Origin of the sequence: Luteimonas yanweni (assembly GCF_039548475.1) — a bacterium.
In the GTDB taxonomy this organism is placed as follows: Bacteria; Pseudomonadota; Gammaproteobacteria; order Xanthomonadales; family Xanthomonadaceae; genus Luteimonas.
This window is the reverse complement of the sequence record NZ_JBCLVC010000008.1, coordinates 1-24,284: the sequence shown is the minus strand read 5'-3', so window position 1 is coordinate 24,284 and position 24,284 is coordinate 1. Positions and strand designations below refer to the sequence as shown.

18 protein-coding genes and 3 pseudogenes are annotated in these 24,284 nt (G+C 70.7%); 9 read left to right on the top strand and 12 right to left on the bottom strand.

Annotation, left to right across the window (positions count from 1 at the left end):
• Positions 1–3 precede the first annotated feature (3 nt).
• From WCE39_RS04190 to WCE39_RS04180, 3 genes are read right to left on the bottom strand one after another with little or no spacing between them, the layout of a single operon-like run.
• Positions 4–621 (bottom strand): LPS-assembly lipoprotein LptE, encoded by a 618-nt coding sequence (locus tag WCE39_RS04190; protein WP_343275455.1) that lies wholly within the window; start codon positions 619–621, stop codon positions 4–6.
• Positions 618–3,377: a leucine--tRNA ligase gene (gene leuS, locus WCE39_RS04185; RefSeq protein WP_343275454.1), complete on the bottom strand. Its 2,760-nt coding sequence runs from the start codon at positions 3,375–3,377 to the stop codon at positions 618–620. The genes WCE39_RS04190 and leuS overlap by 4 nt, the downstream gene beginning before the upstream one ends.
• 33 nt (positions 3,378–3,410) lie before the next feature.
• Entirely contained in the window at positions 3,411–4,061 is a 651-nt protein-coding gene (locus WCE39_RS04180) for a DUF998 domain-containing protein (RefSeq protein WP_343275453.1), read from the bottom strand.
• A gap of 95 nt (positions 4,062–4,156) precedes the next feature.
• Here WCE39_RS04180 and trxA point away from each other — a divergent pair, with 95 nt between their 5' ends.
• From trxA to WCE39_RS04165, 3 genes are all read left to right on the top strand, one after another.
• A complete protein-coding gene (gene trxA / locus WCE39_RS04175; protein ID WP_343275452.1) occupies positions 4,157–5,041 on the top strand; it encodes a thioredoxin in 885 nt (294 codons plus the stop codon).
• A gap of 2 nt (positions 5,042–5,043) precedes the next feature.
• The gene (locus WCE39_RS04170) at positions 5,044–5,514 is read left to right on the top strand and encodes a DUF4442 domain-containing protein (protein ID WP_343275451.1); all 471 of its coding nucleotides are present in this window, start codon (positions 5,044–5,046) and stop codon (positions 5,512–5,514) included.
• A 75-nt stretch (positions 5,515–5,589) separates the two neighbouring features.
• Positions 5,590–7,644 carry a bifunctional serine/threonine-protein kinase/formylglycine-generating enzyme family protein gene (locus WCE39_RS04165; protein ID WP_343275450.1) on the top strand — a complete coding sequence of 685 codons (2,055 nt, stop codon included), beginning with the start codon at positions 5,590–5,592 and terminating at the stop codon, positions 7,642–7,644.
• 20 nt (positions 7,645–7,664) lie between these two features.
• On the opposite strand, the gene WCE39_RS04160 is transcribed toward WCE39_RS04165, so the two are convergent.
• Positions 7,665–9,053, bottom strand: coding sequence for a DEAD/DEAH box helicase (locus tag WCE39_RS04160; RefSeq protein ID WP_343275449.1), 1,389 nt, complete (start codon positions 9,051–9,053; stop codon positions 7,665–7,667).
• A gap of 409 nt (positions 9,054–9,462) precedes the next feature.
• On the opposite strand from WCE39_RS04160, the gene WCE39_RS04155 reads away from it, so the two are divergent.
• Both WCE39_RS04155 and WCE39_RS04150 read left to right on the top strand, forming a co-directional pair.
• Complete coding sequence (locus tag WCE39_RS04155; RefSeq protein WP_343275954.1) at positions 9,463–11,541, top strand: M13 family metallopeptidase; 2,079 nt, start codon at positions 9,463–9,465, stop codon at positions 11,539–11,541.
• A 111-nt stretch (positions 11,542–11,652) separates the two neighbouring features.
• Positions 11,653–13,656, top strand: coding sequence for a M13 family metallopeptidase (locus WCE39_RS04150; protein ID WP_343275448.1), 2,004 nt, complete (start codon positions 11,653–11,655; stop codon positions 13,654–13,656).
• 53 nt (positions 13,657–13,709) lie between these two features.
• Here the strand turns inward: WCE39_RS04150 and WCE39_RS04145 are convergent, their stop codons facing one another.
• Both WCE39_RS04145 and WCE39_RS04140 read right to left on the bottom strand, forming a co-directional pair.
• Complete coding sequence (locus tag WCE39_RS04145) at positions 13,710–14,375, bottom strand: rhomboid family intramembrane serine protease (protein WP_343275447.1); 666 nt, start codon at positions 14,373–14,375, stop codon at positions 13,710–13,712.
• A gap of 67 nt (positions 14,376–14,442) precedes the next feature.
• Entirely contained in the window at positions 14,443–14,778 is a 336-nt protein-coding gene (locus WCE39_RS04140) for an MGMT family protein (protein WP_343275446.1), read from the bottom strand.
• Between the two features lie 42 nt (positions 14,779–14,820).
• On the opposite strand from WCE39_RS04140, the gene WCE39_RS04135 reads away from it, so the two are divergent.
• On the top strand, positions 14,821–15,231 hold the full coding sequence (locus WCE39_RS04135; RefSeq protein WP_343275445.1) for a hypothetical protein: 411 nt from the start codon (positions 14,821–14,823) through the stop codon (positions 15,229–15,231).
• 6 nt (positions 15,232–15,237) lie between these two features.
• Here the strand turns inward: WCE39_RS04135 and WCE39_RS04130 are convergent, their stop codons facing one another.
• Positions 15,238–16,365, bottom strand: a complete 1,128-nt coding sequence (locus WCE39_RS04130; RefSeq protein ID WP_343275444.1) for an inorganic phosphate transporter — start codon at positions 16,363–16,365, stop codon at positions 15,238–15,240.
• A 10-nt stretch (positions 16,366–16,375) separates the two neighbouring features.
• Positions 16,376–17,002: a DUF47 domain-containing protein gene (locus WCE39_RS04125; RefSeq protein WP_343275443.1), complete on the bottom strand. Its 627-nt coding sequence runs from the start codon at positions 17,000–17,002 to the stop codon at positions 16,376–16,378.
• A gap of 289 nt (positions 17,003–17,291) precedes the next feature.
• On the opposite strand from WCE39_RS04125, the gene WCE39_RS04120 reads away from it, so the two are divergent.
• Together WCE39_RS04120 and WCE39_RS04115 are read left to right on the top strand one after the other, a co-directional pair.
• Positions 17,292–18,599 carry a hemolysin family protein gene (locus WCE39_RS04120; RefSeq protein WP_343275442.1) on the top strand — a complete coding sequence of 436 codons (1,308 nt, stop codon included), beginning with the start codon at positions 17,292–17,294 and terminating at the stop codon, positions 18,597–18,599.
• On the top strand, positions 18,592–19,215 hold the full coding sequence (locus tag WCE39_RS04115; RefSeq protein ID WP_343275441.1) for an exopolysaccharide biosynthesis protein: 624 nt from the start codon (positions 18,592–18,594) through the stop codon (positions 19,213–19,215). The genes WCE39_RS04120 and WCE39_RS04115 overlap by 8 nt, the downstream gene beginning before the upstream one ends.
• Before the next feature lie 10 nt (positions 19,216–19,225).
• Here WCE39_RS04115 and WCE39_RS14280 read toward each other — a convergent pair.
• The 4 genes and pseudogenes from WCE39_RS14280 to WCE39_RS04100 form a co-directional block, all read right to left on the bottom strand.
• A pseudogene (locus tag WCE39_RS14280) lies at positions 19,226–19,966 on the bottom strand (putative bifunctional diguanylate cyclase/phosphodiesterase); the annotation flags it as partial.
• Positions 19,967–20,041: 75 nt separating this feature from the next.
• Positions 20,042–20,755: pseudogene (locus tag WCE39_RS14275) on the bottom strand (diguanylate cyclase domain-containing protein); the annotation flags it as partial.
• A gap of 599 nt (positions 20,756–21,354) precedes the next feature.
• A complete protein-coding gene (locus tag WCE39_RS04105) occupies positions 21,355–22,263 on the bottom strand; it encodes a phosphate/phosphite/phosphonate ABC transporter substrate-binding protein (protein WP_449283966.1) in 909 nt (302 codons plus the stop codon).
• A gap of 71 nt (positions 22,264–22,334) precedes the next feature.
• Positions 22,335–23,126: pseudogene (locus WCE39_RS04100) on the bottom strand (RNA methyltransferase); the annotation flags it as partial.
• Between the two features lie 121 nt (positions 23,127–23,247).
• Here WCE39_RS04100 and WCE39_RS04095 point away from each other — a divergent pair.
• Positions 23,248–24,072 (top strand): inositol monophosphatase family protein, encoded by an 825-nt coding sequence (locus WCE39_RS04095; protein ID WP_343275438.1) that lies wholly within the window; start codon positions 23,248–23,250, stop codon positions 24,070–24,072.
• The last annotated feature ends 212 nt before the right edge of the window (positions 24,073–24,284 follow it).

The following is a 24,284-nucleotide window of genomic DNA, read 5'->3' as shown; positions in this document are numbered from 1 at the left end:
CGCTCAGCCGCCGGCCGGCGGCACCGGCACGGGCATCGGCAGCGGCACCGCGTCCTGTTCCAGGCGCGTGCGGTTCACGGCATCGATCCGGCGCAGCACGGCCGCGGCCATTTCGCGCTGCATCTCGCGCGACAGCATCTCGCGCTCGCTTTCCGAACCCGACGAGTTCGCCGGGAGCGACACGTAGTCGCGCGACAGTTCGATCACCTGCTCGGGCACCAGCTCTTCGCCATCGCCGCCGAGCAGGCTGAACACCGCCGCGTAGCGCAGCGTGAACTCCTGGGCGCGACCGAACTGGTCGACGCTGATCGGCTGCGACTCCCAGCGCTCCGACAGGATACGGAGCCGGGCAACGCCCGGGCCCGCGCGCTCGGGGACATCGAATCCGGCGCGCTCGAGGGTGCGCGTGAGCGCCTGAAGCAGCGGGCTGTAGGGATCGCGGGCGGTCACCTGGACGCCAGCGAGCTCCGGCGGCAGCTGCAGCGGCTCGCGGAGGTGGAAGCCACAGGCGCCGACGAGCAGCGCCAGCAGCACCGGAAGGGCCAAGCGGAGGGAATGGCGGGCCATGCCGGAAGTCTGGACGACGCCGGGATGCGCGACAAGCTGCGCGTCGGGCTTCATGCGGCCACCACGTTCACGATCTTGCCCGGCACCACGATCACCTTGCGCACGGCGAGGCCCTCGAGCACCTTCGCCACGCCGGGCTCGGCCAGTGCGCGGGCCTCGATGGCCTCGCGCGCGGCGTCGGCGGCGACCTCGATCGTGCCGCGCAGCTTGCCGTTGACCTGCACCGCGAGCGTCATCGCATCGCGCGCCAGGGCCTCCGGGTCGACGACCGGGAACGGGACATCGTCAACCACCTGCTCGGCGTGGCCCAGCAGCTGCCACAGCGCGTGGCAGGTGTGTGGCGTCACCGGGTTCAGCATCAGCACCATCGCTTCAAGCACTTCGTGCCGGACAGCGCGGCCGGCCCCGCTGGCGTCGTTGAACTTCACCAGGTGGTTCAGCAATTCCATCAGCGCCGCGATGGCGGTGTTGAAGCTGTGGCGGCGGCCGTAATCGTCGCCCACCTTCTGGATGGTCTCGTGCAGGTGGCGGCGGAGGGTTTTCTGTTCCGGGGTGAGCTCGCCGGCGGACAGGGAAAGAGACGTTGGGGCCGGGAGCGTGGCGACGTGCTCCTGGACCAGGCGCCAGACGCGGCGCAGGAAGCGCGACATGCCTTCGACACCCGCCTCGTTCCACTCCAGCGACAGCGTCGGCGGCGAGGCGAACATCGAGAACAGGCGCACGGTGTCGGCACCGTACTTGTCGACCATCGACTGCGGGTCGACACCGTTGTTCTTCGACTTCGACATCTTCTCGATGCCGCCCACCCGCACCGGCTGGCCGTCGGCCACGAGATGCGCGCCGGTGATGCGACCGCGCTCGTCGCGCTCGACGTCGACATCGGCAGGGTTGAACCACTCCCTGGCGCCGTTGGCATCCTCGCGGTAGTAGGTATCAGCCACCACCATGCCCTGGGTGAGCAGGTTCACCGCCGGCTCGTCGCTGTCCACCAGGCCCTGGTCGCGCAGCAGCTTGTGGTAGAAGCGGAAATACAGCAGGTGCAGGATCGCGTGCTCGACGCCGCCGATGTACTGGTCGACCGGCGTCCAGTACTTCGCGCGCGCGTCGACCATGTCGGCCGCGCCCGGCGAGGTGTAGCGCGCGTAGTACCAGCTGGACTCCATGAAGGTGTCGAAAGTGTCGGTCTCGCGCTCGGCCGCGCCGCCGCACTCCGGGCACGTTGTCCTGCGCCACTCGGGGTCGGCCTTGATCGGCGACTGCACGGTGCCGCAGGCGAACGCGTCCTCGACGTCCTCGGGCAGCACCACCGGCAGCTGGTCGTCGGGCACCGGCACCGCGCCGCAGGCGTCGCAGTACACCACCGGGATCGGGCAGCCCCAGTAACGCTGGCGACTCACGCCCCAGTCGCGGATGCGGAAGTTGACCCGGCGGCGGCCGCTGCCTTCGGCTCCCAGACGCGCGGCCAGTGCATCGAAGGCCGCGGCGAACTCCATGCCGCTGTACTCGCCCGACGCGACCAGGAGGCCGCGCTCGGTGTACGCGCCCGCGCTGCGGATCGATTCGAAATAGTCGCGGACCACGGCCACCGCCGCCGAGGTGTCGTAGGCGTCGACCGTCCCGCCGGCCAGCGCCGCCTGGAAGGGATCGGCATCGTGGGCGACGTCGCTGCTGACCTCGCGCAGGGCGTCTGCCACGCCGGGCGGCACGATCACCGGGCGCACCGGCAGCCCGTGCACCTTGGCGAATTCCCAGTCGCGCTGGTCGTGCGCGGGCACCGCCATCACCGCACCGGTGCCGTAGCCCATCAGTACGAAGTTGGCGACATAGACCGGGACGTCCTCGCCGGTGACCGGGTGGATCGCCCACTGGCCGGTGGCCATGCCGCGCTTGTCCTGGGTCTCGATCTCGGCTTCGGAGACGCCGCCCTTGCGCAGCTCGGCGATGAAGGCCGCGAGCTCCGCATTCCCGTTCGCCGCCTTCTGCGCCAGAGGATGCTCGGCCGCGATGCTGATGAACGTCACGCCCATCAGCGTGTCCGGGCGCGTGGTGTAGACGGTCAGCGGCTCGTCTTCGCCATCGACCCTGAACCGGATTTCCAGGCCCTCGCTGCGGCCGATCCAGTTGCGCTGCATCGTCTTGACCGAATCCGGCCAGCCGCCGAGCGTGTCCAGGCCGTCCAGCAGCTCCTGGGCGTAATCGGTGATGCGCAGGAACCACTGCGGGATCTCGCGCTTCTCCACCAGCGCGCCGGAGCGCCAGCCGCGGCCGTCGATCACCTGCTCGTTGGCCAGCACGGTCTGGTCGACCGGGTCCCAGTTCACCACCGCGTTGCGGCGGTAGGCCAGGCCCTTCTTCATCAGGCGGGTGAACATGCGCTGTTCGTGGACGTAGTAGTCCGGGCTGCAGGTGGCGAACTCGCGCGACCAGTCGATCGCGTAGCCCAGCATCTTCAGCTGGCCGCGCATGTGGTCGATGTTGGCGTAGGTCCACTTCGCCGGCGCGGTGCGGTTCCTGATCGCGGCGTTCTCGGCAGGCAGGCCGAAGGCGTCCCAGCCCATGGGCTGCAACACGTTGAAGCCGCCCATGCGCTTGTGGCGGCTGATGACGTCGCTGATGGTGTAGTTGCGGACGTGCCCCATGTGCAGCGCACCGGACGGGTACGGCAGCATCGCCAGGCAGAAGTACTTCGGCCGGTCCGCGTCCTCGGTCACTTCATACGCCCGCGTCCGCTCCCAGAAGCCCTGGGCCGCGCGTTCGACGTCGGCGGGACGATAGGAGGTCGGGTCGGTCGCAGCGGGGGTCTCGGACACGTCGGGGGCGCCAGTAAAACAGGGCCGCCAAGCCTACCGCAGTGGGCGATGCCGCCGCCATGCGCCGCCCGCCCCGGCGAAGCCGACGCAGGCGATCCACGCGAACCAGCAGGCGAACGCCGCGCGCTGCGCCAGCGCCGGCGGCACCAGGTCGGCCGTCAGCCATGCGAGGCTGAAAACCAGCGCGCCGGCGAGCAGGTGGCCCGCCACCGCACGCCACCGGCGCAGCCGCAGCGCGTCGAGGGAGAGTGCCAGCGCCGCCGCCGTGGACGCGATGCCCCACAGCCCCCAGGCCACGCCGTGCAGCCGGCCGCGGCCGGCGTCGGGCGAGGACGCATCCAGCGGCAGCAGGCCCTGCGCCGCGAACGCCAGCGCCGCCAGCAGCGCCAGCGTCCAGCCCAGGCGGGCCGCCAGCGCCGCCGACTGCGGCAGCCCGCCACGCCGACGCAGGGCGACGAAGGCCGCCAGGAGCCCGGGCAGCAGGAAGCCGGCGAGGTTGAACGCGGTTGCGCGCGGAACGCCTGCGGCACCCAGCAGTGCCACCGGATACTGCAGCTGCGCGTATCCCGGGAGCGCGGCGCCGAAGCACGCGAGCGCCAGCGCGAAGCACGCACCCGCGGCAAGCCCCGCCGCGCGCCTGGCGCCGGCCCCGGGGTGTTCGAACGGCTCGGCTTTTTTGCCCATGCACTGGCTTCCGGTGGGCCCGGCATCCTCGCCCCCGGGCTTGCAATCGGCAAGCGCTGGCACAATCTCGTATCCATCGCATAACGGATCGCGCAATGTCCCCCGAACACGCCAAGCCACACGTCCTCGATGTCACCGCCGACAACTTCGAAGCCGAAGTCCTCGACCGTTCGCTGCAGACGCCGGTCCTGATCGATTTCTGGGCCGAGTGGTGCGGGCCGTGCAAGACCGTCGGCCCCGTGCTCGAGAAGCTCGCCGCCGACTACAACGGCGCCTTCCTGCTGGCGAAGGTGGACGTCGAGCGCGAGCAGCAGCTTGCCGGCGCGTTCCAGATCCGCTCGATCCCCACCATCATCCTGGTCAAGGACGGGCAGCCGGTCGACGGCTTCCCCGGCGCGCTGCCGGAAGGCGAGCTGCGCGAGTTCCTCGCCCGTCACGGCATCGTGCCCGCCGAGGCACAGGCCGACGCCGATGCAGCGGTGGATGCGCAGGCCGCCGCCCCCGTCGACCCGCAGGCCGAAGTCCAGCGCCTGCGCCGCGAAGTCGAGGCCGCGCCGGACAATGACGGCCTGAGGCTCGACCTGGCCGTCGCCCTGATTGCCACCGGCGCCACCGCCGAGGCCGGTCCGCTGCTCGACGCGCTGCCCGCCAACCTCGCCACCGACGACCGCGCGCTGCGCGCGCGCGCCGCGCTCGGCTTCTCCGCCCTGCTTCGCGACGCGCCGCAGGCCGCCGTGCTCGAGGCCGCCCTCGCGGCCGATCCCGGCGATTTGCGCGCCCGCCACCTGCTCGGCGCCCACCACATGGTCGCCGGCCGCCACGAGGCCGCGCTGCGGGAGTTCATGGAGATGCTGCGGCGCGACCGCAACCATGACGACGGCCTGCCGCGCAAGGCACTGATCGAGGCCTTCCGGGTGATCGACGATACCGCGCTGGTGTCGCGCTACCGCAGGCAGATGTCGGCCCTGCTGCTGTCCTGAGCGTGCGCGCATCGAGCCTGCGCCGGGGCATGAACGCGTGGCCGCCGTTCCTGTTTGCCGGCATCCGCATCACGGCGATCAGCGACGACTTCCGCCACGCCCGCGTCGAGCTGCGCCAGCGCTGGTACAACCGCAACTATGTCGGCACGCACTTCGGCGGAAGCCTGTTCGCGATGACCGATCCGTTCTGGATGCTGCTGACGATGCGCTCGCTCGGCCGCGACTACTACGTCTGGGACCAGGCTGCCGAGATCCGCTTCCTCAAGCCCGGCCGCGGGACCGTGCACGCAAGCTTCGACCTCGGCGACGAGGTGCTTGCCGCGATGCGCGCCGCCACCGCCGGCGGCGCCAAGTACCTGCACTGGTTCGACACCGAGGTGCGCGACGGTGCCGGCGACGTCGTCGCCTCGATGCGCAAGCAGGTCTATGTGCGTCGCAAGCCGGAACGCGCCGCCGCGAACGCGGGCGCGTGACCGCCGTCGCAGTGGCGTTCATCACATCCCGACGCGGGAGCGCTATCCTCGTCAACGCCTGAGGGGGGCCGGGACATGCACGACACGACACGCAGCGCGGACACGCCGTTGCCGGACATTCCCGGCTATCGGGTCACGCGCGTGGCCGGCATCGGGGGCATGTCGACGATCTACCTGGGCGAGCAGCTTTCGCTCAACCGCGAGGTCGCGATCAAGGTGATGCTGCCCGAGGCGCTGGGCGACGAAGTCAGCCGGCGCCGCTTCGAGAACGAAGCGCGCACCATCGCCCGCCTTGACCATCCCAACATCGTCGGCATCCACGACGTCGGCCGCACGCGCGATGGCCTGCCCTACTACTCCATGCCCTACCTGGCGCGTGGCCACCTTGGCCAGCGCAACCTGCGCGGCGACGAGGCCACGGCCCGGGAGATCCTGCGCAGCCTGCTCTCGGCCCTTCAGTACGCGCATTCGCGCGGCATCGTGCATCGCGACGTCAAGGCCGAGAACGTGCTCTTCGACGACACCGGCCGGCCGCTGCTGGCCGACTTCGGCATCGCCCTGCGCCGCGGCTACGGCTCGCGCGTGACCACCGTCGGCCTGGCCGTTGGCAGCACCGCCTACATGCCGCCCGAGCAGGCCCGCGGCGAAGGCGTGGACGCCCGCGCCGACCTCTACAGCGTCGGCGTGCTGGCCTGGGAGATGCTGGTCGGTTCCCTGCCCTACAACGCCGCCGACGCCCTGTCGATGGCGATGATGCACGTGCAGGACCCGATCCCGCGACTGCCGCCGGGGCTGCGCCACTGGCAGGCCTTCATCGACCGCGCGATGGCCAAGTCGCCGGGACGGCGCTTCGCCGACGCAGCGCAGATGCTGGCGGCCCTGGACCAGGTGCCCGCGGCGGAGCGCGGTGGCCCGGGCGCGCTGCTGCGCGGCCTGGGCGAGCGGCTTGGCGCGCTGCCCGCGCGGGCCTGGACAGCGGCGGCACTGCTCGCGGTGGGCATGCTCGGCGCCGGGCTGTACTTCGAGCGTCGCGGCGATGCGCCGGATTTCTACCGCGCGGGCACCGGCGGCGACGGGGCCGCTGACGGCGCCACGCCCACCCTGGCCACCCGGGACGCGCCGGCCATCGGCAACCCGGACGACGCCCTGCTGCGCGCTGCGCCCGCGTCCGAAGCCGAGCGTTTCCTGGTGCTTGCCGAACGGCAGCTGCGCGCAGGCAAGCTGACGTCGCCCGCGGGCGACAACGCCTACACCAGCCTGCTCGATGCCTGGCAGGCCGATCCCGCCCACCTCCGGCTCGCACCGGCGATCGACGCCCTGATCGCCGCCCTGGGCGAGAAGGCCGGGCGCGACTTCGCCTCGGGCCGGACCGACGCGGCGCGCACCGGCGTGATGCAGGCCAGCCAGCTGGCATCAAGGACCTCGCGCGCCGACGGCGCGGCCCTGCGCAAGGCCAAGCAGGACATCGTGAAAGTGGTGGCCACGCGCGTCGAGCACGCCGCAGCCGACTTCGACCGGGCCGAGGGCCTGGACGCGGTCGAAGACGCGCGCAGGATGGGCCTGGACGCGCAGGCGCTCGCGGCACTGGAAAAACGCGCACGGACCATCCCCATCCCGGGCGAGCGCCTGGGCGGTCCCGGAATCGACATGGTCCTGGTGCAACAGGGCGGCGTCCGCCTCGGGGCGATGCGCCGCCTGGTCAGCCGCGACGAATACGCGGCGTTCGCCGACGCCACCGGGCGCGAGCCCGCGCGCTGCCGCGAACGGGCGTCGCTGCTGCGCATGCTCGCACCACGCGACTGGCGCTCCCCGGGATTCGAGCAGCGCGGGGCAGACCCGGTGGTCTGCGTGTCATGGGACGACGCCAGCGCCTATGCGGCGTGGCGCGGGAAGCGCGATGGCCTGACATATCGCCTGGCCACCGCGTCGGAGTGGAGCCGCCTGCCCGCCACCGGCGGCGAGCGCCGGGTGTCGGAGTGGAACATCGACTGCAGCGGCAGCTGTGCGCAGCGCGTGGCCAGCGGCGCCGGCTGGCGCGACGAAGGCGCCACCGGCCCGGAAGCCCACGAAGCCGCGCGTGGCTTCGATGACCTTGGCTTCCGCCTGGTCCGCGACCTGGGCGGCGGCTAGCCGCGCCCAGGCGCAGGCGCTCAGGCGCTCGAACCGCTCCTGCTGCCGCCCCGGCCACGCCCGCCGCGACCGCGGCTGCCCGGCGCCTTGGGGCCGGCATGGGCATGCGCCGCCACCGGCTGCGCCTTGCCGTGGCCGCCCTGGCGGTGGCCGGGCTTGGCGCCCGGGGCCCGCGGCGGACGCTGGCCGCCGGGACGCGGCGCGCCCTGGCGCTGGCCGCGGCCGCCCTGCGGCGGCATCGGCGCATCCAGGCGGATCGGACGGCTCGGCTCGTAGCCGGCCACCACGTCCATCTGGATCTCGGCCTTGAGCATCTTCTGGATCTGGTTCAGCAGCGCGCCCTCTTCCGGCGACACCAGCGACAGCGCCTCGCCGGTCGCGCCGGCGCGACCGGTGCGGCCGATGCGGTGCACATAATCCTCGGCCACCATCGGCAGGTCGTGGTTGATCACCAGCGGCAGGTTGGGGATGTCCAGGCCGCGCGCGGCGACGTCGGTCGCGACCAGGATCCTGGCCCGCCCGGCCTTGAACGCGTCCAGCGCCTTCTGCCGCTGCGCCTGGCTCTTGTTGCCGTGGATCGCGACGGCCGGCAGGCCGGCGGTCTCGAGCTGCTCGGCGAGGCGGTTGCAGCCGTGCTTGGTCTTGCCGAACACCAGCACCCGCTCGGTGTGCCGGGCGGCGAGGATGTCGATCAGCAGGTCGCGCTTGCTGCCGGAATCGACCGGATGCGCGCGATGCACGATGGTGTCGGCGATGGTGGTGCGGTTCGCCACTTCGACCTGCTTCGGCGACTGCATGTAGTCAAGCGCCAGCGCCTTGATGCGCGGTTCGAAGGTGGCCGAGAACAGCAGCGTCTGGCGCTGCTTCGGCACGCGCGCCAGGATGCGCTTGATCGACGGCAGGAAGCCCATGTCGAGCATGCGGTCGGCTTCGTCCAGCACCAGCACCTCCACCGCGTCGAGCTTCGCGTGGCCGTTCTCCATGTGGTCGAGCAGGCGCCCCGGGCAGGCGACCAGGATGTCGACGCCGCGGCGCAGGTTGTCGATCTGCGGCTGCATGCCGGCGCCACCGAAGATGGTGGTGACGTTCATGCGCAGGTGGCGGCCGTACTCCTTCAGGCTGTCGGCGACCTGCACCGCAAGCTCGCGGGTCGGCACCAGCACCAGGGCACGCGGCTTGCGCGGCCCCTTGGGCGGGGTTTCCTTGGCCAGGCGCTGCAGCAGCGGCAGGCCGAACGCGGCGGTCTTGCCGGTGCCGGTCTGGGCGGCGCCGAGTACGTCGTGCCCGGCGAGCACGAACGGGATCGCCTGCGCCTGGATCGGGGTGGGAATGGTGTAGCCGCTCGAATCGAGCGCGCGCAGCAGCGCGGACGAGAGCCCGAGGGTCTCGAAGGTCCGGGTATCGGACATGGATTTGAACTCCTGGTTCGCAGCTTGCCCGGCGCTTTCCGTGAACCGCGCGGCGGGCAATGGATTTGACGGCTGTCGGAGATGTCCGGGCCGTGTCTGCGCGACGAGAGACGTGCGGGAGTTAAAGGGCCGGGGTGCCTGGGGCGACCGCGGCTGGGCAATGACCGGATAACGGACTGCCGTGCGCCAACCCCCACATCATACGGCAGAAACATGAATGTGGGAGGACCACATCAGTGGAAGCGGCCACGACCGCGAAAGCCCGTCATGACCTTCTGCACCCCCGGCAACAGCGACGCAGGCGTAGATTCGGCATCCGGCCCGCCCGCGTGGCCGATCCATCCCATCACCCATGCCCACCAGGGCGGAGTTCGCCGTGAGCCATTTTTCCAAGTCCGCACCCAAGTTCCTGCTTCTGTCGCTGGCCGTCGCCACCGCGGTGGCCGGTTGCCAGCGTGACGCCGCGACCGAAACCGCGGCCGTCGACGCTCCGCCCGCAGCCGCCGCGGCGTTCACCCTCGACGAATCCACGCTGCCCGGCGTCAACAGCTTCAAGGCGAGCGACTTCGACGCCAACGGCAACGCCTGCACGGACTTCGGCGCGTACGTCAACGGAACCTGGCTCGCGGCCAACCCGGTCCCCGGCGACCGCACGTCGTGGGGCGCGTTCGAGATGCTGGACGAGCGTTCGCAGGCGATCCAGCGCCAGCTGGCCGACCAGGCCGCGGCGGTCGAGGGCGCGACCGGCGTCAACAAGATCGTCGGCGACATCTGGTCGACCGGCCTCGACGCCGAGGCGATCAACGCACAGGGCATCGCGCCGCTGGAATCCGAGCTGGCGGCCATCGCCGCGCTGGATGCCCCGGCGTCGATCGCCGACTACCTGCGCAGCAGCGCGGCCAAGGGCCAGTTCACCGTGTTCGGCTTCGGCCCCGAGGCCGACTTCATGGACTCGTCCATGAACATCGCCTACGCGTTCCCCGCCGGCCTGGGCCTGCCCGACAAGACCTATTACTTCGACGCAGACAAGAAGGACAAGCTCGAGGCCTACCAGGCGCACGTCGCCAAGGTGCTCGAGCTGTCCGGCGTGCCGGCCGCCGACGCCGCCACCCAGGCCGCCGACGTGGTCGCGTTCGAGAGCCGCCTGGCCAAGGTCTCCAAGTCGAGCGAGGAAATGTCGCGCGACGTCGGCCTGTTCTACAACCCGGTCAGCCCGGCGGATGCCGACGCGCTGGCACCGGACTTTGCCTGGACCACGTTCTTCGAATCCCAGGGCCTGGCGATCCCGGAGAAGTTCTCGCTCGCGATCCCGGAGTTCCATTCCGAAGTCAGCAGCATGATCGCCGACGTCGCCCCCGCGACCTGGCAGTCCTACCTGCGCTTCCACACCGTCGACAGCGCCTCGCCCTACCTCGCCGACGCCTTCGCCGAAGAGAACTTCAACTTCTACTCCGCCACCATGCGCGGGCAGAAGGAAATGAAGGAGCGCGGCAAGCGCGTGCTCGACACCATCGGCCAGCAGACCGGCGAGGCCCTGGGGCAGATGTACGTCGACGTCGCGTTCTCGCCGGAAGCCAAGGAGCGGATGGAAACCCTGGTCGCCAACCTGGGCGAGGCGCTGAAGCTGCGCATCGAGAACCTCGACTGGATGTCCGACGAGACCAAGACGAAAGCGATGGAGAAGTGGGCCAGCTTCACGCCCAAGATCGGCTACCCGGACAAGTGGCGCGACTGGTCGGGCCTCGAGACCGCGCGCGACAGCTACATCGGCAACGTGCTGGCCGCCAACGAGTTCAACTACAAGTGGATGCTGGGCAAGATCGGCAAGCCGGTCGACAAGACTGAATGGGCGATGCCGCCGCAGATGGTCAACGCCTACTACAACCCGCTGGCCAACGAGATCGTGTTCCCGGCCGCGATCCTGCAGCCGCCGTTCTTCGACGCCGAGGCCGACGATCCGCTGAACTACGGCGGCATCGGCGCGGTGATCGGGCATGAGATGACCCACGGCTACGACGACCAGGGCAGCCGCTTCGACGCGAGCGGCAAGTTCCAGAACTGGTGGACCGAGGCCGATGCCAAGGGCTTCCTGGGACGCACCGACAAGCTGATCGCCCAGTTCAACGCCTACGAGGCCGCGCCCGGCCTGCACGTCAACGGCAAGCTCACGCTGGGCGAGAACATCGCCGACCTCGGCGGCCTGGCCACGGCCTACGACGCGATGAAGAAGGCCACCGCCGGCAGCGAGGACCCGATGATCGAGGGCCTGTCCCGCGACCAGCGCTTCTTCGCCAACTGGGCCACGGTGTGGCGCCGCAACTTCACCGACGAGGAGCTGAAGGTGCGCATCGCCACCGATCCGCACGCCCCGGCCAACTTCCGCGCGATCGGCGCGCCCTCGAACCTGCCGGCCTTCGCCGCGGCGTTCCAGTGCACCCCGGGCAGCGCGATGGTCCGCGAAGGCGAGTCCCAGGTCGTGATCTGGTAAACGCGACGGCAGCACCACGAACGAGGCCCGGCCCATGCCGGGCCTTTTTCGTGGCGCTTCCCGCGTACGTCCGCTTGCTAGACTGCCCGCGCCCTTCTGCCGGACTCCACGATGCCCAAGTACGCCCCGCTCGCCTTCGCGCTCACCGCCAGCCTCCTCATCGGCCTGGCGTCCCCCGATGCCGAAGCACAGCGCCGCGCCGCGCGCGCGCCCGCAGGCCCCACCGCCTGCGGCGACTTCGATGCCTTCGCCAACCAGGCCTGGCTTGCCGCCAACCCTGTGCCGGACGCCGGCGCGGTGTCCGCGCTTGGCCAGCTCCAGGCGCGCGTGCTCGAACAGCAGCGCGAACTCCTGTCAACGGCGATGAACGCCCCCCAGGGCCCCGTGCAGGCGCTGCTCGGCGACTTCTGGGCGAGCGGCCTTGACCAGGCGGCGGTGGAAGCCGACGGCGCCCGGCCCATCGCGCCCCTGCTCGACCGCATCAACGGCATCAAGCGCGCGAAGGACATCCCGCCTGCGATCGCCGCCCTGCACCAGGTCGGGGTCCCGGTGGTGTTCAACTTCAGCGCCGACCTCGACCTGGCTGACCTGGACCGCCACATCGGCTACTTCGCCCAGGGCGGCACCGGCCTGCCCGATCCCGCGTACTACACGCGCGAGGACGCGGACTCCCGCGCCCTGCTCGGCCTGTACAACAGCTACGTACAGAAGATCCTGGCGCTGACCGGGACCGCCGAGGCCGACCTCGCGACCGAAGCGCAGGCGGTCATCGACATCGAGACGCGCATTGCACGCGCATCGCTGCCGGTGGCCTCGCTGCGCGACCCTCGCCAGAACTATGCGCTGGTGCCCACAGAAGGCCTGGACAAGGCGTACAAGCGCCTGCGGCTGTCCGAGTTCCTGGCCGCCCAGGGCGTGGCCGACGACAGCGTCTCGATCGCCAACCCCGAACTCTTCACCGCCCTCGACGGCATCGTCGGCAGCCTCAAGCCGGCGCAGTGGAAGACCTACCTGCGCTTCCACGTCGGCGATGCGATGGCGCCCTACCTGTCCAGCGGCTTCCGCGACGCGGCCTTCGACTTCCGCGGCCGCGTGCTTCGGGGCGAGGCCGCGCAGCCGTCGCGCGAACAGCTGGTGCTGCAGGCGATCAACCACGCCGCCGGCCAGATGGTCGCGCGCGAGTACGTCGCCCGCTACCTTCCGCCGGCCAGCCGCAGCCGCGCCGAAGCGGTGGCCGCGGAGGTTCGCGACGCCCTCATGCGCGCGGTCGAACGCGCGCCGTGGATGGACGATGCCACCCGCGCCGAGGCGGCCGCCAAGGTCAAGGCCCTCGGCATCGAGATCGGCGCGCCGGTGCGCAACATCGACTACACCGTGCAGCCCATGGGCCGCGGCAGCTTCGGCGGCAACATGCTGATCGCCTCCACCTGGCACCACCGCGAGGAGATGCGGCGCATCGGCCGCGGCAACGCCCAGCGCCGCTGGCCGGTGCTGCCGCATGAGCCGGCGCTGGCCTACGACGCCGCCCACAACCGCCTGCTGGTGTCGGCCGCGATGCTGCAACCTCCCGTGCTGGACATGTCGCTTGACGGCGCCGCGCACTATGGCGCGTTCGGTGCCCTGGTCGCGCACGAGATCAGCCACGCCGTGGACGGCAGGGGCCGGCGCGTCGATTCGCGCGGCGAGATGCGCGACTGGTGGACGCCCGGAACGGTGGCCGCCTGGACCGACCGCCTCAACGTGCTTGCGGCGCAGTACGGGAACTACGACTATCCGGGCCTTGCCGGGCGCAAGCTCGACGGCACCCGGACCGCCGACGAGAATGCCGCCGACGTCGCCGCGGTCGAGATCGCCTGGGACGCCTTCAGCCATGCCCTGCCCGAGGCCGGCGAGGACGGCAGGAAGGCCTTCTTCAACGCGTGGGCCGGGGTGTGGAGCGAGCAGGTGTCGCCCGCGGTCGCCGAGCAGCGCGCCGGCACTGCCGTGCAGGCGCCCGGCAAGTGGCGGATCAATGGTCCCCTGTCGAACCTGCCCGGGTTCGCCACGACCTGGAGCTGCAAGGCAGGCAACGCCATGGTCCGCAAAGAGGACGAGCGCGTCGGCGTCTGGCGCTGACGCCGGCCGGCGTCACGGCGCCCGCGGCCCAGGGGGCGCGGCGCGCAGGTGGTTCAGAAGCGCCGCGCCGGGGGCCCGCGGCGCGGGCCGCGACCGAAGGGCGGCTGGCCGCGCCAGTAGCGGATCAGCAGCCAGCCGAACAGCATGCCGCCCAGGTGCGCGAAGTGGGCCACGTTCGGCTGCCGGCCGGTGATGCCCATCACCAGCGTGATCACGCCGAAGACGATGGCGAGCGTGCGCGCCTTCATCGGGATCGGCGGGATCAGCAGCATGACCCGCTGGTGCGGGAACAGCATGCCGTAGGCCAGCAGCAGGCCGAACACGCCACCCGAGGCACCCAGCGTCGGATAGGGCTGGCCGCCCTGGGCCAGCGTCCAGCTCACGATGCCGAGCTGGCACAGCCCGGCGCCGACCACGCAGACCAGGAAATAGGTGAGGAAGCGCCTGGGGCCCCAGGTGTATTCAAGCTGCGCTCCGAACATCACCAGGGCAAGCATGTTGAACAGCAGGTGCGCCAGGTCGCCGTGCAGGAAGCCGTAGGTGACAAGCTGCCAGGGCCAGAAGCCCGGCACGCCGGCCATCCTCATGAACGCGTCCACCCCTGGCGGCCACAGCATCAGCGACGCAAAGGCCGCGCTCCCGAGCAGGCTCTGGAGCAGGAAGACGCCGGCATTGGCGATCAGCAGGCCCTTGGTGACGGGCGGCAGGTTGGTGAGCATTCGGGGTCCTTGCGCGGGCACCGGCAATGATAGCGTTTACATCGTCCGGCCCGGCCGCCGGAGGCCGCTAGCCGGGCCCCCAGACCTCCGCGTCCAGCGAAGTCTCCCTGCGCGCCGACGCGCAGGCGCGCCCGGCGTTGACCGGCACGCCGTCGGCGCGCAGGCGCCGCACCTGCTCTTCCCACGCCGCCGAGCCCTCCGGGAACGCGATCCGCCCATCGCTGCGCAGCACCCTGTGCCACGGCAGCGCGGGATCGTCGCTGCCGGCCAGGAGCTTCGCCACCCAGCGCGCGCGCCCCGGCAGCCCTGCGCGGCGCGCAACCTCGCCGTAACCCGCGACCTCGCCGCGCGGGATCGCGCGGACGGCTGCGAGGATGCGTTGGGCCGGGTCCGGAAGCGCCATTGCGCTAGGATAGCCATCCCGTCCGCCCCCGCGGGAGCCCGCATGCAGAACTTCGAACAGGTCCGCCGCCAGCTGGCAGTGGACGGCTTCCGGACCACCGTCGACGAAACCTTCGTGATCGGCGTCGAGCTCAGCCTCGACGGTGGCCGCCGCCACCAGGCGATCTTCCTCTCCGAACTCCACGACGACGACCGGCGCTGCTACCTGCGCGTGAGCACTGCAGTGGCGCCGATCACCGGCGTCGACGCGCGCCGCGCGCTCGCCTTCAACTGGGACAGCCGCGTGGGCTATCTCGCCATCGGCAAGCTGGACGACGTGCCCTACCTGCAGCTGTGCGAGAACCGCCCCTACGAGGGCCTGGACGCGGCCGAACTCGGACGCCTGGTGCTGGAGATCGGCGGCATGGGCGACCGCCTGGAGCGCCTGCTCAGTGCCGACGGCGACCTGCTGTAGCGGCTCCTACAGCCAGCCGAACCAGCCCAGCAGCCGGTAGAGACCATAGGCGATGCCACCCGACATCGGGATGGTCAGGATCCACGCGCCGATCATCTTCTCGACCACGGTCCACTTGATGGCATTGAGCCGCTTGGCCGTGCCCACGCCCATGATCGCGGTCGAGATGTTGTGGGTCGTGGACACCGGGATGCCCAGCGAGGATGCCGCCAGGATCACCGAGGCGGCGCTGGTTTCAGCCGCGAAGCCGTGGATCGGATGCAGCTTGACCAGCTTGTGGCCCAGGGTCTTGATGATCCGCCAGCCGCCAGCGGCGGTGCCCGCGGCCATCACCAGCGCGCAGGTGAACTTGATCCAGAGGTCGATGTCGCCCTCGGCCAGCGCGCTTTCGGACGGATGCAGGAAGGCGAGCCAGCCGGGCAGCGCGTCAAGCGTGCCCGCCGACTGTGCGCTGACCAGCGCCAGCGCGATGATGCCCATGGTCTTCTGGGCGTCGTTCATGCCGTGCGCGAAGCCCATGCCGGCGGCGCTCACGATCTGCGCCTTGCCGAAAAAGCCGTTCACCCAGCGCGGCCGCGCGATCCTGGCAAGCCAGCCGCCGCTGCGCGCCATCATCGAGATCACGAAAAACAGCACGCCCATCATCAGGAAGCCGGCGGTGAAGCCCAGCACCGGCGAACTCACCATCGGCACGATCACCTTCCACAGCACGCCGGCGCTGCGGTAGACAGGCTCCGCCGGCTCAGACCAGATGATCGAGTCCCAGTTGTTGCTGGTGGCCGCCAGCGCCGCGCCGATCAGCCCGCCGATCAGCGCGTGCGAGGACGAGGACGGCAGCCCGAACCACCAGGTGATCAGGTTCCAGGTGATGCCGCCCATGAGCGCGCACAGGATCAGCTGCGAACCGACCTCGACCACGCCGGCGTCGATCAGCCCCGAAGCGATCGTCTTCGCCACCGCGGTGCCGGCGAGCGCACCGATCAGGTTCATGCTTGCCGCCAGGCCTACCGCCTGCATCGGCGAGAGCACCTTGGTGGCGACCACGGTGGCGATGGAGTTCGCCGTGTCGTGGAACCCGTTGATGTATTCGAACGCGAGCGCCACCAGGATGACGATCAGCACCAGGGTGAGCATGGGTCCGGCCTCAGCTGTTCTTCAGCACGATTTCGTAGGCCACCACGCCCGCCTCGCGGCAGCGGTCGATGGCCTTCTCGAGGATCTCGAAGAACTCCTTGAGCAGGAACATCTCGCGGGCTTCCAGCTTGCCCGAGTAGATGTCGCGGTACAGTTCGAGCATCAGGCGGTCGGCCTCGTTCTCGATCGAGCGCAGCTCGTCGTTGAGGGCCTTCATCGGCTCGAGCTTGAGGTGGCGCAGCTGCTTCACCATCTTCACCACCACCCCGGAGGCCTGCTCCAGCATGGCCGCCCGCGGCGCGAAGTCGATGTGCTCCAGGTGCGCGGTCGCCAGCGAATAGCGGTCGGCGAACTTCTCGATCTGCTTGGGGATCTTGTACAGCGCCGACCCCAGGGCCTCGATGTCCTCGCGCTCGATGGGCGTGATGAAGCTGTCCACCAGCGCCTGGCTGATCTTGTTGGAGGCCTCGCGCTCGCGCAGGCGGGCCAGCTTGAAGGCGTCCAGCGCGGGCTGGCGGTCGGCCTCGCGCAGCATCTGGTGGAGCGCCACGGCGGCGTCCTGTGCGGCCTGCGCGGCCTCCTCGAGCAGCGTGTAGAACTGCTTGCCTTGGCCGAACATGGTCTGCAGGGAAAACATGGGCGCGTCGCCTCGTCGGGGAATGCGGGGTCCGCGCGTGGCCGGCGGACGCGGAATTATGACCGCATCGTGACAATACGCCCACCCCGGCGGCGCCCACCCGGCGGCGCCCGCCCGGCCGGCAGGGTGCCTGCTATGATCGCCGCGTGCGCCTGGCGCACCCTGTTTCACGGACCCCCATGGACGACGACCCTAGACCCCCGCAGCGCTGCCCGCGCCCCTGCCCCGCCGCGCTGCCAGGCCACCGCAACGCCGATCGCCCCCGCCCCCGACCGCCGGGGATGCCGCAATGATCGAGCTCCTCATCGTCGCCGCGTTGATCGCCCTGAACGGGTTCTTCGCCATGTCCGAAATGGCGCTGGTGACCGCGCGGACCTCGCGCCTCCGGCAGCTGGCGGAGACCAGCCGCGGTGCGCGCGCCGCGCTGAAGCTGGCCGAGCACCCGGACAACCTTCTGTCCACCGTCCAGATCGGCATCACCCTGATCGGCGTGCTCACCGGCCTGTTCGGCGGCGAGGCCATCGGCCTGCAGGTCGCCGGCTGGATCGACGGCATGGTGCCTTCGGCGGCCGAATACGCGCGCCCGATCGGCATCGGCACCGCGGTCGGGCTGATCACCGCCGGCACCGTGATCTTCGGCGAGCTGATCCCCAAGCGCCTGGCCCTGACCAACGCCGAAACCATCGCCAGCGCCGTCGCGCTGCCGCTGGAGGCGCTGGCCACCGTCGCCAAGCCGGTGGTCTTGGCCCTGGGCGCGATCAACCGCACGGTGCTGCGCATGCTCGGCATCAAGGACGACGAGCGCAACGCGATCTCCGAAGAGGAGATCCGCATGCTGGTCAGCGAGGGCCACGCCCAGGGCGTGATCGACGCCGACGAACGAAACATGATGAACCGGGTGCTGCACCTGGGCGACCGCGACGCGCACAGCCTGATGACGCCGCGCACGCGCATCGCGTGGCTCGACGCCTCGGAGAGCTTCGAGGACAACCTTGCGACCATGCGCGAGACGCCGTTCTCGCGCTATCCCGTGTACGCCGGCAGCGACGACGAAGTCGTCGGGATCCTGGAGGTCAAGTCGCTGATCGACCGCTTCCAGGAGGGCGAGTTCAACCTGTTCGAGCAGCTGCGCGAGCCGCTGTTCGTCTCGGAATCAACGCCGGCGATGAAGCTGATCGAGATCCTGCGCGAGGAGCAGCAGTCGCTGGCCCTTGTGGTCGACGAATACGGCGACGTGACCGGCATCATCAGCGTCAACGACGTGCTCGAGGCGGTCATCGGCCGCACCTCCAGCGGCGAAGGCGCGGATTCGCATCCGCTGGTGGTGGCGCGCGACGACGGCTCGCTGCTGGTGGACGGCGCGCTGGGCGCCGATTCGCTGCGCGAACTGCTCGACGGCAAGCCGCTCCCGCACGCCGACGAGCACGACTACAACACCGCCGCCGGCATGACCATCGCCCACTTCGGGCGCATCCCCAGCGCCGGCGAGCACTTCGAGTGGGCCGGCTGGCGCATCGAGGTGGTCGACCTGGACGGTCCGCGCATCGACAAGCTGCTGCTGCAGCGGGTCGCGGGCAACCCGCCCGGCGATGGCTGAGTCCGATCCGCCGCGGGCCACCGCGCGCGCGGTGCTGGCGGCCCTGGCTGCCGGCCCGGCCGACGACGTGGTCACCCTGCGCTCGGTGACCGAAGGCCTGGGCGGCAGCCTGTTCGGCATGCTGCTGTTCATCGCCACCCTGCCCGCCTTCCTGCCGATCCCCGGCGTGGCCGGTGCGCTCAGCGGGCCACTGGTGAGCCTGATCGGGGTGCAGCTGCTGCTGTGCATGCGCCGGCCCTGGCTGCCGCGCATGGTCGCCGACCGCGGCCCCAGGCGCGGCACCCTGGCGCGCTTCGAACAGCGCATATCACCGTGGCTCAAGCGCCTGGAGCGGGTGGTCCGACCGCGCCTCCCCGGCATGATCGACCATCCGGCGGCAACGGCGGTCACCGGCCTGTTGCTGGTCCTGCTGGGGGTGCTGCTGGCGCTGCCGATCCCGTTCACCAACTATGTGTTCGGGGTCCTGCTGCTGGCCTACGCGTTGGCCCTGCTCGAGCGCGACGGCGCGCTGATGCTGGTCGCCTGGGGCGCGGGCCTGGCGGCGATCGCGTTCTTCGGGATCACCGGCGGCACGCTCGCGGCGCTGGCCGGCGAATGGGTCGACCGCCTGCTGTAGAGCCCGTCGTTCAGGCCAGCAGGCCGCGGAAGTCGTGCAGGTTCATGGGATAACCCAGCCAGTAGCCCTGGGCGAGGTCGCAGCCGCGCTCGCGCAGCACGTCGTACTGGCCTTCCTTCTCCACGCCTTCGGCGACCACGGTGATGCCCAGCGAATGCGCCATGGCGATGATCGCCGTGGTCAGTGCCAGGTCGTCCGGGTCGCGGAGGACGTCGGCGATGAAGCTGCGGTCGATCTTGACGCCATCCACCGGCACCCGGCGCAGGTGGCTCAGCCCGGAGAAACCGGTGCCGAAGTCGTCCAGCCAGACTTTGACGCCGGCGTCGCGAAGGCGCGCGAGCAGGCTGCTGACGCGCAGTTCGTCGCCGATCACGGCAGTCTCGGTCAGCTCGACGTGCAGGCCCTCGGCCGGCAGGCCGGTTTCGGCCAGGGTCTGCTCAACCAGCGCGGCGAGGTCGCCGTTGCGCAGCTGCCGCGGCGAGACGTTCACCGAAACGAACAACTCGCTGTCCGGGAAGTCGCGGCGCCACTGCATCGCGTCCTTGCACGCCAGGCGCAGGACCTGTGGGCCGATGGTCTCGATCAGGCCGCTCTGTTCGGCCACGTCGATGAACACCGAGGGCGCGACCATGCCGCTCTCGGGATGCTGCCAGCGCAGAAGCGCCTCGGCACCGACCAGGCGCCGGTCCTCGAGCCGGTAGACCGGCTGGTAGGCCAGGCTGAGTTCACCGCGCTCCCAGGCCCCGCGCAGGTCCTGCTCCATGCTCACGCGGCGCTCGACGGCCTGGTCCATCGCCCGGCTGTAGAAGCGATGGCAATTCTTGCCGGCGACCTTTGCCTGGTACATGGCGATGTCGCCGTTCTTCATCAGCATGGTCGCGCCGGCGGCGTCGTCGGGGAACAGCGTGATCCCGATCGAGGTCCCCAGGAAGACCTGGCGCCCGCCGACCACGATCGGCCGGCTGAGTTCGCCCACCAGGCTCTCGGCCAGGCGGCTGGCCATTTCGCGCATGCCGCCGGCATCGCTGCCCGGCGATTCCACCAGGATCACGAACTCGTCGCCGCCGAAGCGTGCCAGCAGCGCGCCCTCGCCGCCCAGCCGATCGACCGTCTCGCGGATGCGGTTCGCGAACTGCACCAGCACCTCGTCGCCGGCGTCGTGGCCCAGGGTGTCGTTGACGCGCTTGAAGTCGTCGATGTCGGCGAACAGCAGCGCCAGCTGGTGGCCGGCCCCGTGCAGTTCCATCAGCCTGCGGTCGAGCGACTCGCGGAACGAAAGCCGGTTGGCCAGCCCCGTCAGCGCGTCGGTATAGGCCACGCGCCGCATGTCGCGGTCGTGCCGGGCGATACTTTCGCGCATGTTGCCGAAGGCGCGCACCAGGTCGCCGACCTCGTCGGCGCGCTTGCTGTCGGGCAGCTCGGCGACGAAGTTGCCGCCTTCGATCTCGCGCGCGGCGTCCGCCAGCTGGCGCACCGGGCGCATCAGCGTGCGCTGGACCAGGATGCCCAGGCCCACGGCCAGCAGCACCAGGCCCGCCATCAGCGTCGCGATCCAGCCCGCGTGCCGCTGGCCGATGACCGCCAGCCGCTCGCCCATGCCGGCCACGGCGCGCTGCTCGTCGGCCTTGACCGATGCCAGCGAGTAGCCCACCCGCAGGCCGCCCAGGCGGACGTCACCGATATGCAGCGGCACCGCCACGTCCAGCACCGAATCGCTGGCCTGGATGTGCGGCGCGCGCGCGGTCACCGCCTCGAAGGCCATCGCGTCGTCCATCACCTGGCCATAGCTGCGGATGTCACGCGAACCGTCGTGGATCAGCGTGCCTTCGTTGTCGTAGACCACGGCATAGGCGACATCGGGCTGCTTGAGCACGGCGCGCAGCAGCACGCCGATCTCGTCCAGGTCGAAGTAGTACAGCGGATTGACCAGTCCGGTGGCGAGCTCGACCGCGGCGGCCTCGGAGCGCTCGGCCAGCCTGTCGAAGGCCAGCGAGTGCATCGACTCCTTGCCGAGCTCGAGGACTTCGCTGCGCATCACGTCCTGGCGATGCAGCAGCATCACTACCACCGCGAGCACCACCAGCAGCGCCAGCCCCAGGGCCGCCAGGAAGCGCGTGTACAGCCCGTTGTTGCGGGGCTTCATTCCAGCACCTGGGCGACGCGGGCCACGCCCGAACGGAGCATGTCCAGGGAGTCGCGCGTGCGTGCGTCGATCGGCACGAACCGCGTGGTGCCGAAGAAGCGCTGCAGGGCTTCGCTGGCGGCGGGATCGTTGGCGGCGTCGGCCAGCACCTCGTCCAGGCGTGCGACGACGGCAGGCGGGAGGTCGCCGCGCACCACTTCCAGCGCCCGCGGGTAGTCCCCGCTGGCGTGGAAGGCCACGAGGTCCCGACGGTAGCTCTCGGGCATGTTCCGGAAGTCGATGTTGCTGAACGCACCCGCGTCCACCAGGCCCTTGTGCACCCAGGTGGAGATGTTGAACTCGGAGCGCGCGAAAAGGTAGCCGACCGAGCCCTCGGCCGGGCGGTCGAACGGCGACAGCAGGATCTCCATCGGCATGCCCAGCGAGATCACCTCCATCGCCGGGACGTAGTACGCGCTGGTGGAGCTGGGGTTCTGGAACGCGACGCTGCGCCCGCGCAGGTCGTCGAGGTCGTCGATGCCGCTGTCGCGGCGGGCGAAGAAGACCGTGTGATAGGCGTCTTGCCCGCCGCGCTCGGTCAGGAGGATCGCGCGTGCGCCGGCGCGCGCTTCCAGCGCCATGGCACCGGCCGAGGTCTCGGTCACCCAGTCCACGCGGCCGCGACGCAGGTAGCTCTCCATCTGCTTCGCGTCCCGCGCCATGAGTATGCGGCCCTCGCGGATGCCGACATCGTCCATCCGCGCCACGACGTAATCGAGCAGCGGCTTGAGCTGGTCATAGTGCGCGGCCGGGTCGTCGCTGATGCGCCCGAGCACCAGCACGCCGGGCTCGCTGGCCGCGACCGGGGCGCACAGGGCGAGCGATGCGGCCATCGCGGCCAACAGCTGGCGAAGACGGCGGGACATCGGGATTCCGGAGGAGCCCTGCGTGCAGACAATGGCGCAGCGTAGCTGAAAACATGATCGCAGGCACACTTTTACGGCTCCCCGCCGCCGGTCCCGCGCGCCAGTCGCGCCATGCGCTGCGCATCGGCCAGCACGCCGCGCAGCAGGCGCACCTCGCGCTCGTCCATGCCGCAGCGAAGGAAAATCCGGCGCAGCTTGCGCAACGCGGACTGCGGCGCGCGGCCCTTGTGGAAGTCGATCGCGTCCAGCGTGTCGCCAAGCTGGCCGAAGAACCCTTCCAGCTGCGCATGACTGGCAAGGGGATCGCGCCTCGCCCGGCCGTCACCGCCGCCCTCGCCGCTGCCGTCGCCATGGCCGCCAGCCACGCCAGCGGACGGCGCGCCGCGCTGCAAGGTCGCCACGCGCAGTTCATAGGCCAGCACCTGCACGGCCGCGGCCAGGTTGAGCGAGCTGTAATCGGGATTGGCGGGGATGTGCACCGCGGCGTGGCACAGCTGCAGTTCGTCGTTGTCCAGGCCCGTGCGTTCGCGGCCGAACACCAGGGCCACCTCCGCCCCGCCGGCCTGGGCATCGAGCAGCCGCGCGGCGCCCGCGCGCGGCGACAGTTCCTCGAGCTGGATCCGCCGGCTGCGCGCCGTGCAGCCGATCACCAGGGCGCAATCCGACACGGCTTCGGCCAGGCTGCCGACGATGCCGGCCGAGTCGAGCACGTCATCGGCGCCCGCGGCCATGGCCACGGCGTCGGCGTGCGGATAGCGCTCCGGAGCGACCAGTACCAGCCGCCGCAGCCCCATGGTCTTGATGGCGCGCGCGGCCGAGCCGATGTTGCCGGGGTGCTGGGTGCCGACCAGGACGATGCGGATCTCGCCTTCGGGATGCGCCGTGTTCGCGGTGTTCATGGGCGCGAATGGTAAACTGTGCGGCGGCCCTGAGCCGACTGTTCTTTTCCCCTGCCGCTTCCAACCACGCCGGAGTCCGCCTGCGATGCTACAACCTGCCGTCAACATCATGGTCAAGGCGGCCCGCGCCGGTGGCAACATCCTCCTGCGGCACATGCACAAGCTCGATGCGATCAACGTCGTCGAGAAGGACCGCATGGACTACGCCAGCGAAGTCGATCGCCTGGCCGAAGTCGCCGTGGTCAAGGAACTGCGCCGCGCCTATCCCGAATACGCTGTCCTGGGCGAGGAATACGGCGCGCAGAAGGGCAGCCAGGGCGCCAGCCGCTACACCTGGGTCATCGACCCGCTGGACGGCACCAGCAACTACCTGCGCGGCTTCCCGCACTGGTGCGTTTCGATCGCGCTGTGCGAGGGTGCCGAGCCGCTGCACGGGGTGATCTTCGACCCGCTGCGCAATGAACTGTTCACCGCCAGCCGCGGTGGCGGCGCCCAGCTCAACGAGAAACGCATCCGCGTGGCCGATCGCAAGGACCTGGCCGGCACCACCATCAGCACCGGCTTCCATCCGCGCGAGCGCGCCCGCGCGGCGGCGCAGTTCGATTGCATGCGCCAGGTGCTGTCGGTGGCGGAAGACGTGCGCCGCACGGGTTCGGCCGCGCTCGACCTGGCCTACGTCGCCGCCGGCCGCACCGACGGCTATTTCGAAGCCGGCGTGCAGGCCTGGGACATCGCCGCGGGCATCCTGATGGTGCGCGAGGCCGGCGGCAAGGTCACCGACTACAAGGGTGCCGCGATGGGCCCCTTGCACATCGCGATGAACAGCCGCCAGGTGGTGGCCGGCAACATCCGCGTGGCCGAAGCCCTGCAAAAAACCGTCGCCGCCTCCGGCTACGCCGCGGCGTTCTGATCGAAGCCTATCTCCGGGTGATGACGAGATAGTTCGGGTCGGGAGCCGCTCCGTCGGGATGCGCGCTGCCCTCCTCCCCCGACCGCCAAGAAGGTCCGGGCCCGGGGGGGGGGGGGGGGGGGGGGGGGGGGGGGGGGGGGGGGGGGGGGGGGGGGGGGGGGGGGGGGGGGGGGGGGGGGGGGGGGGGGGGGGGGGGGTGGGGGGGGGGGGGG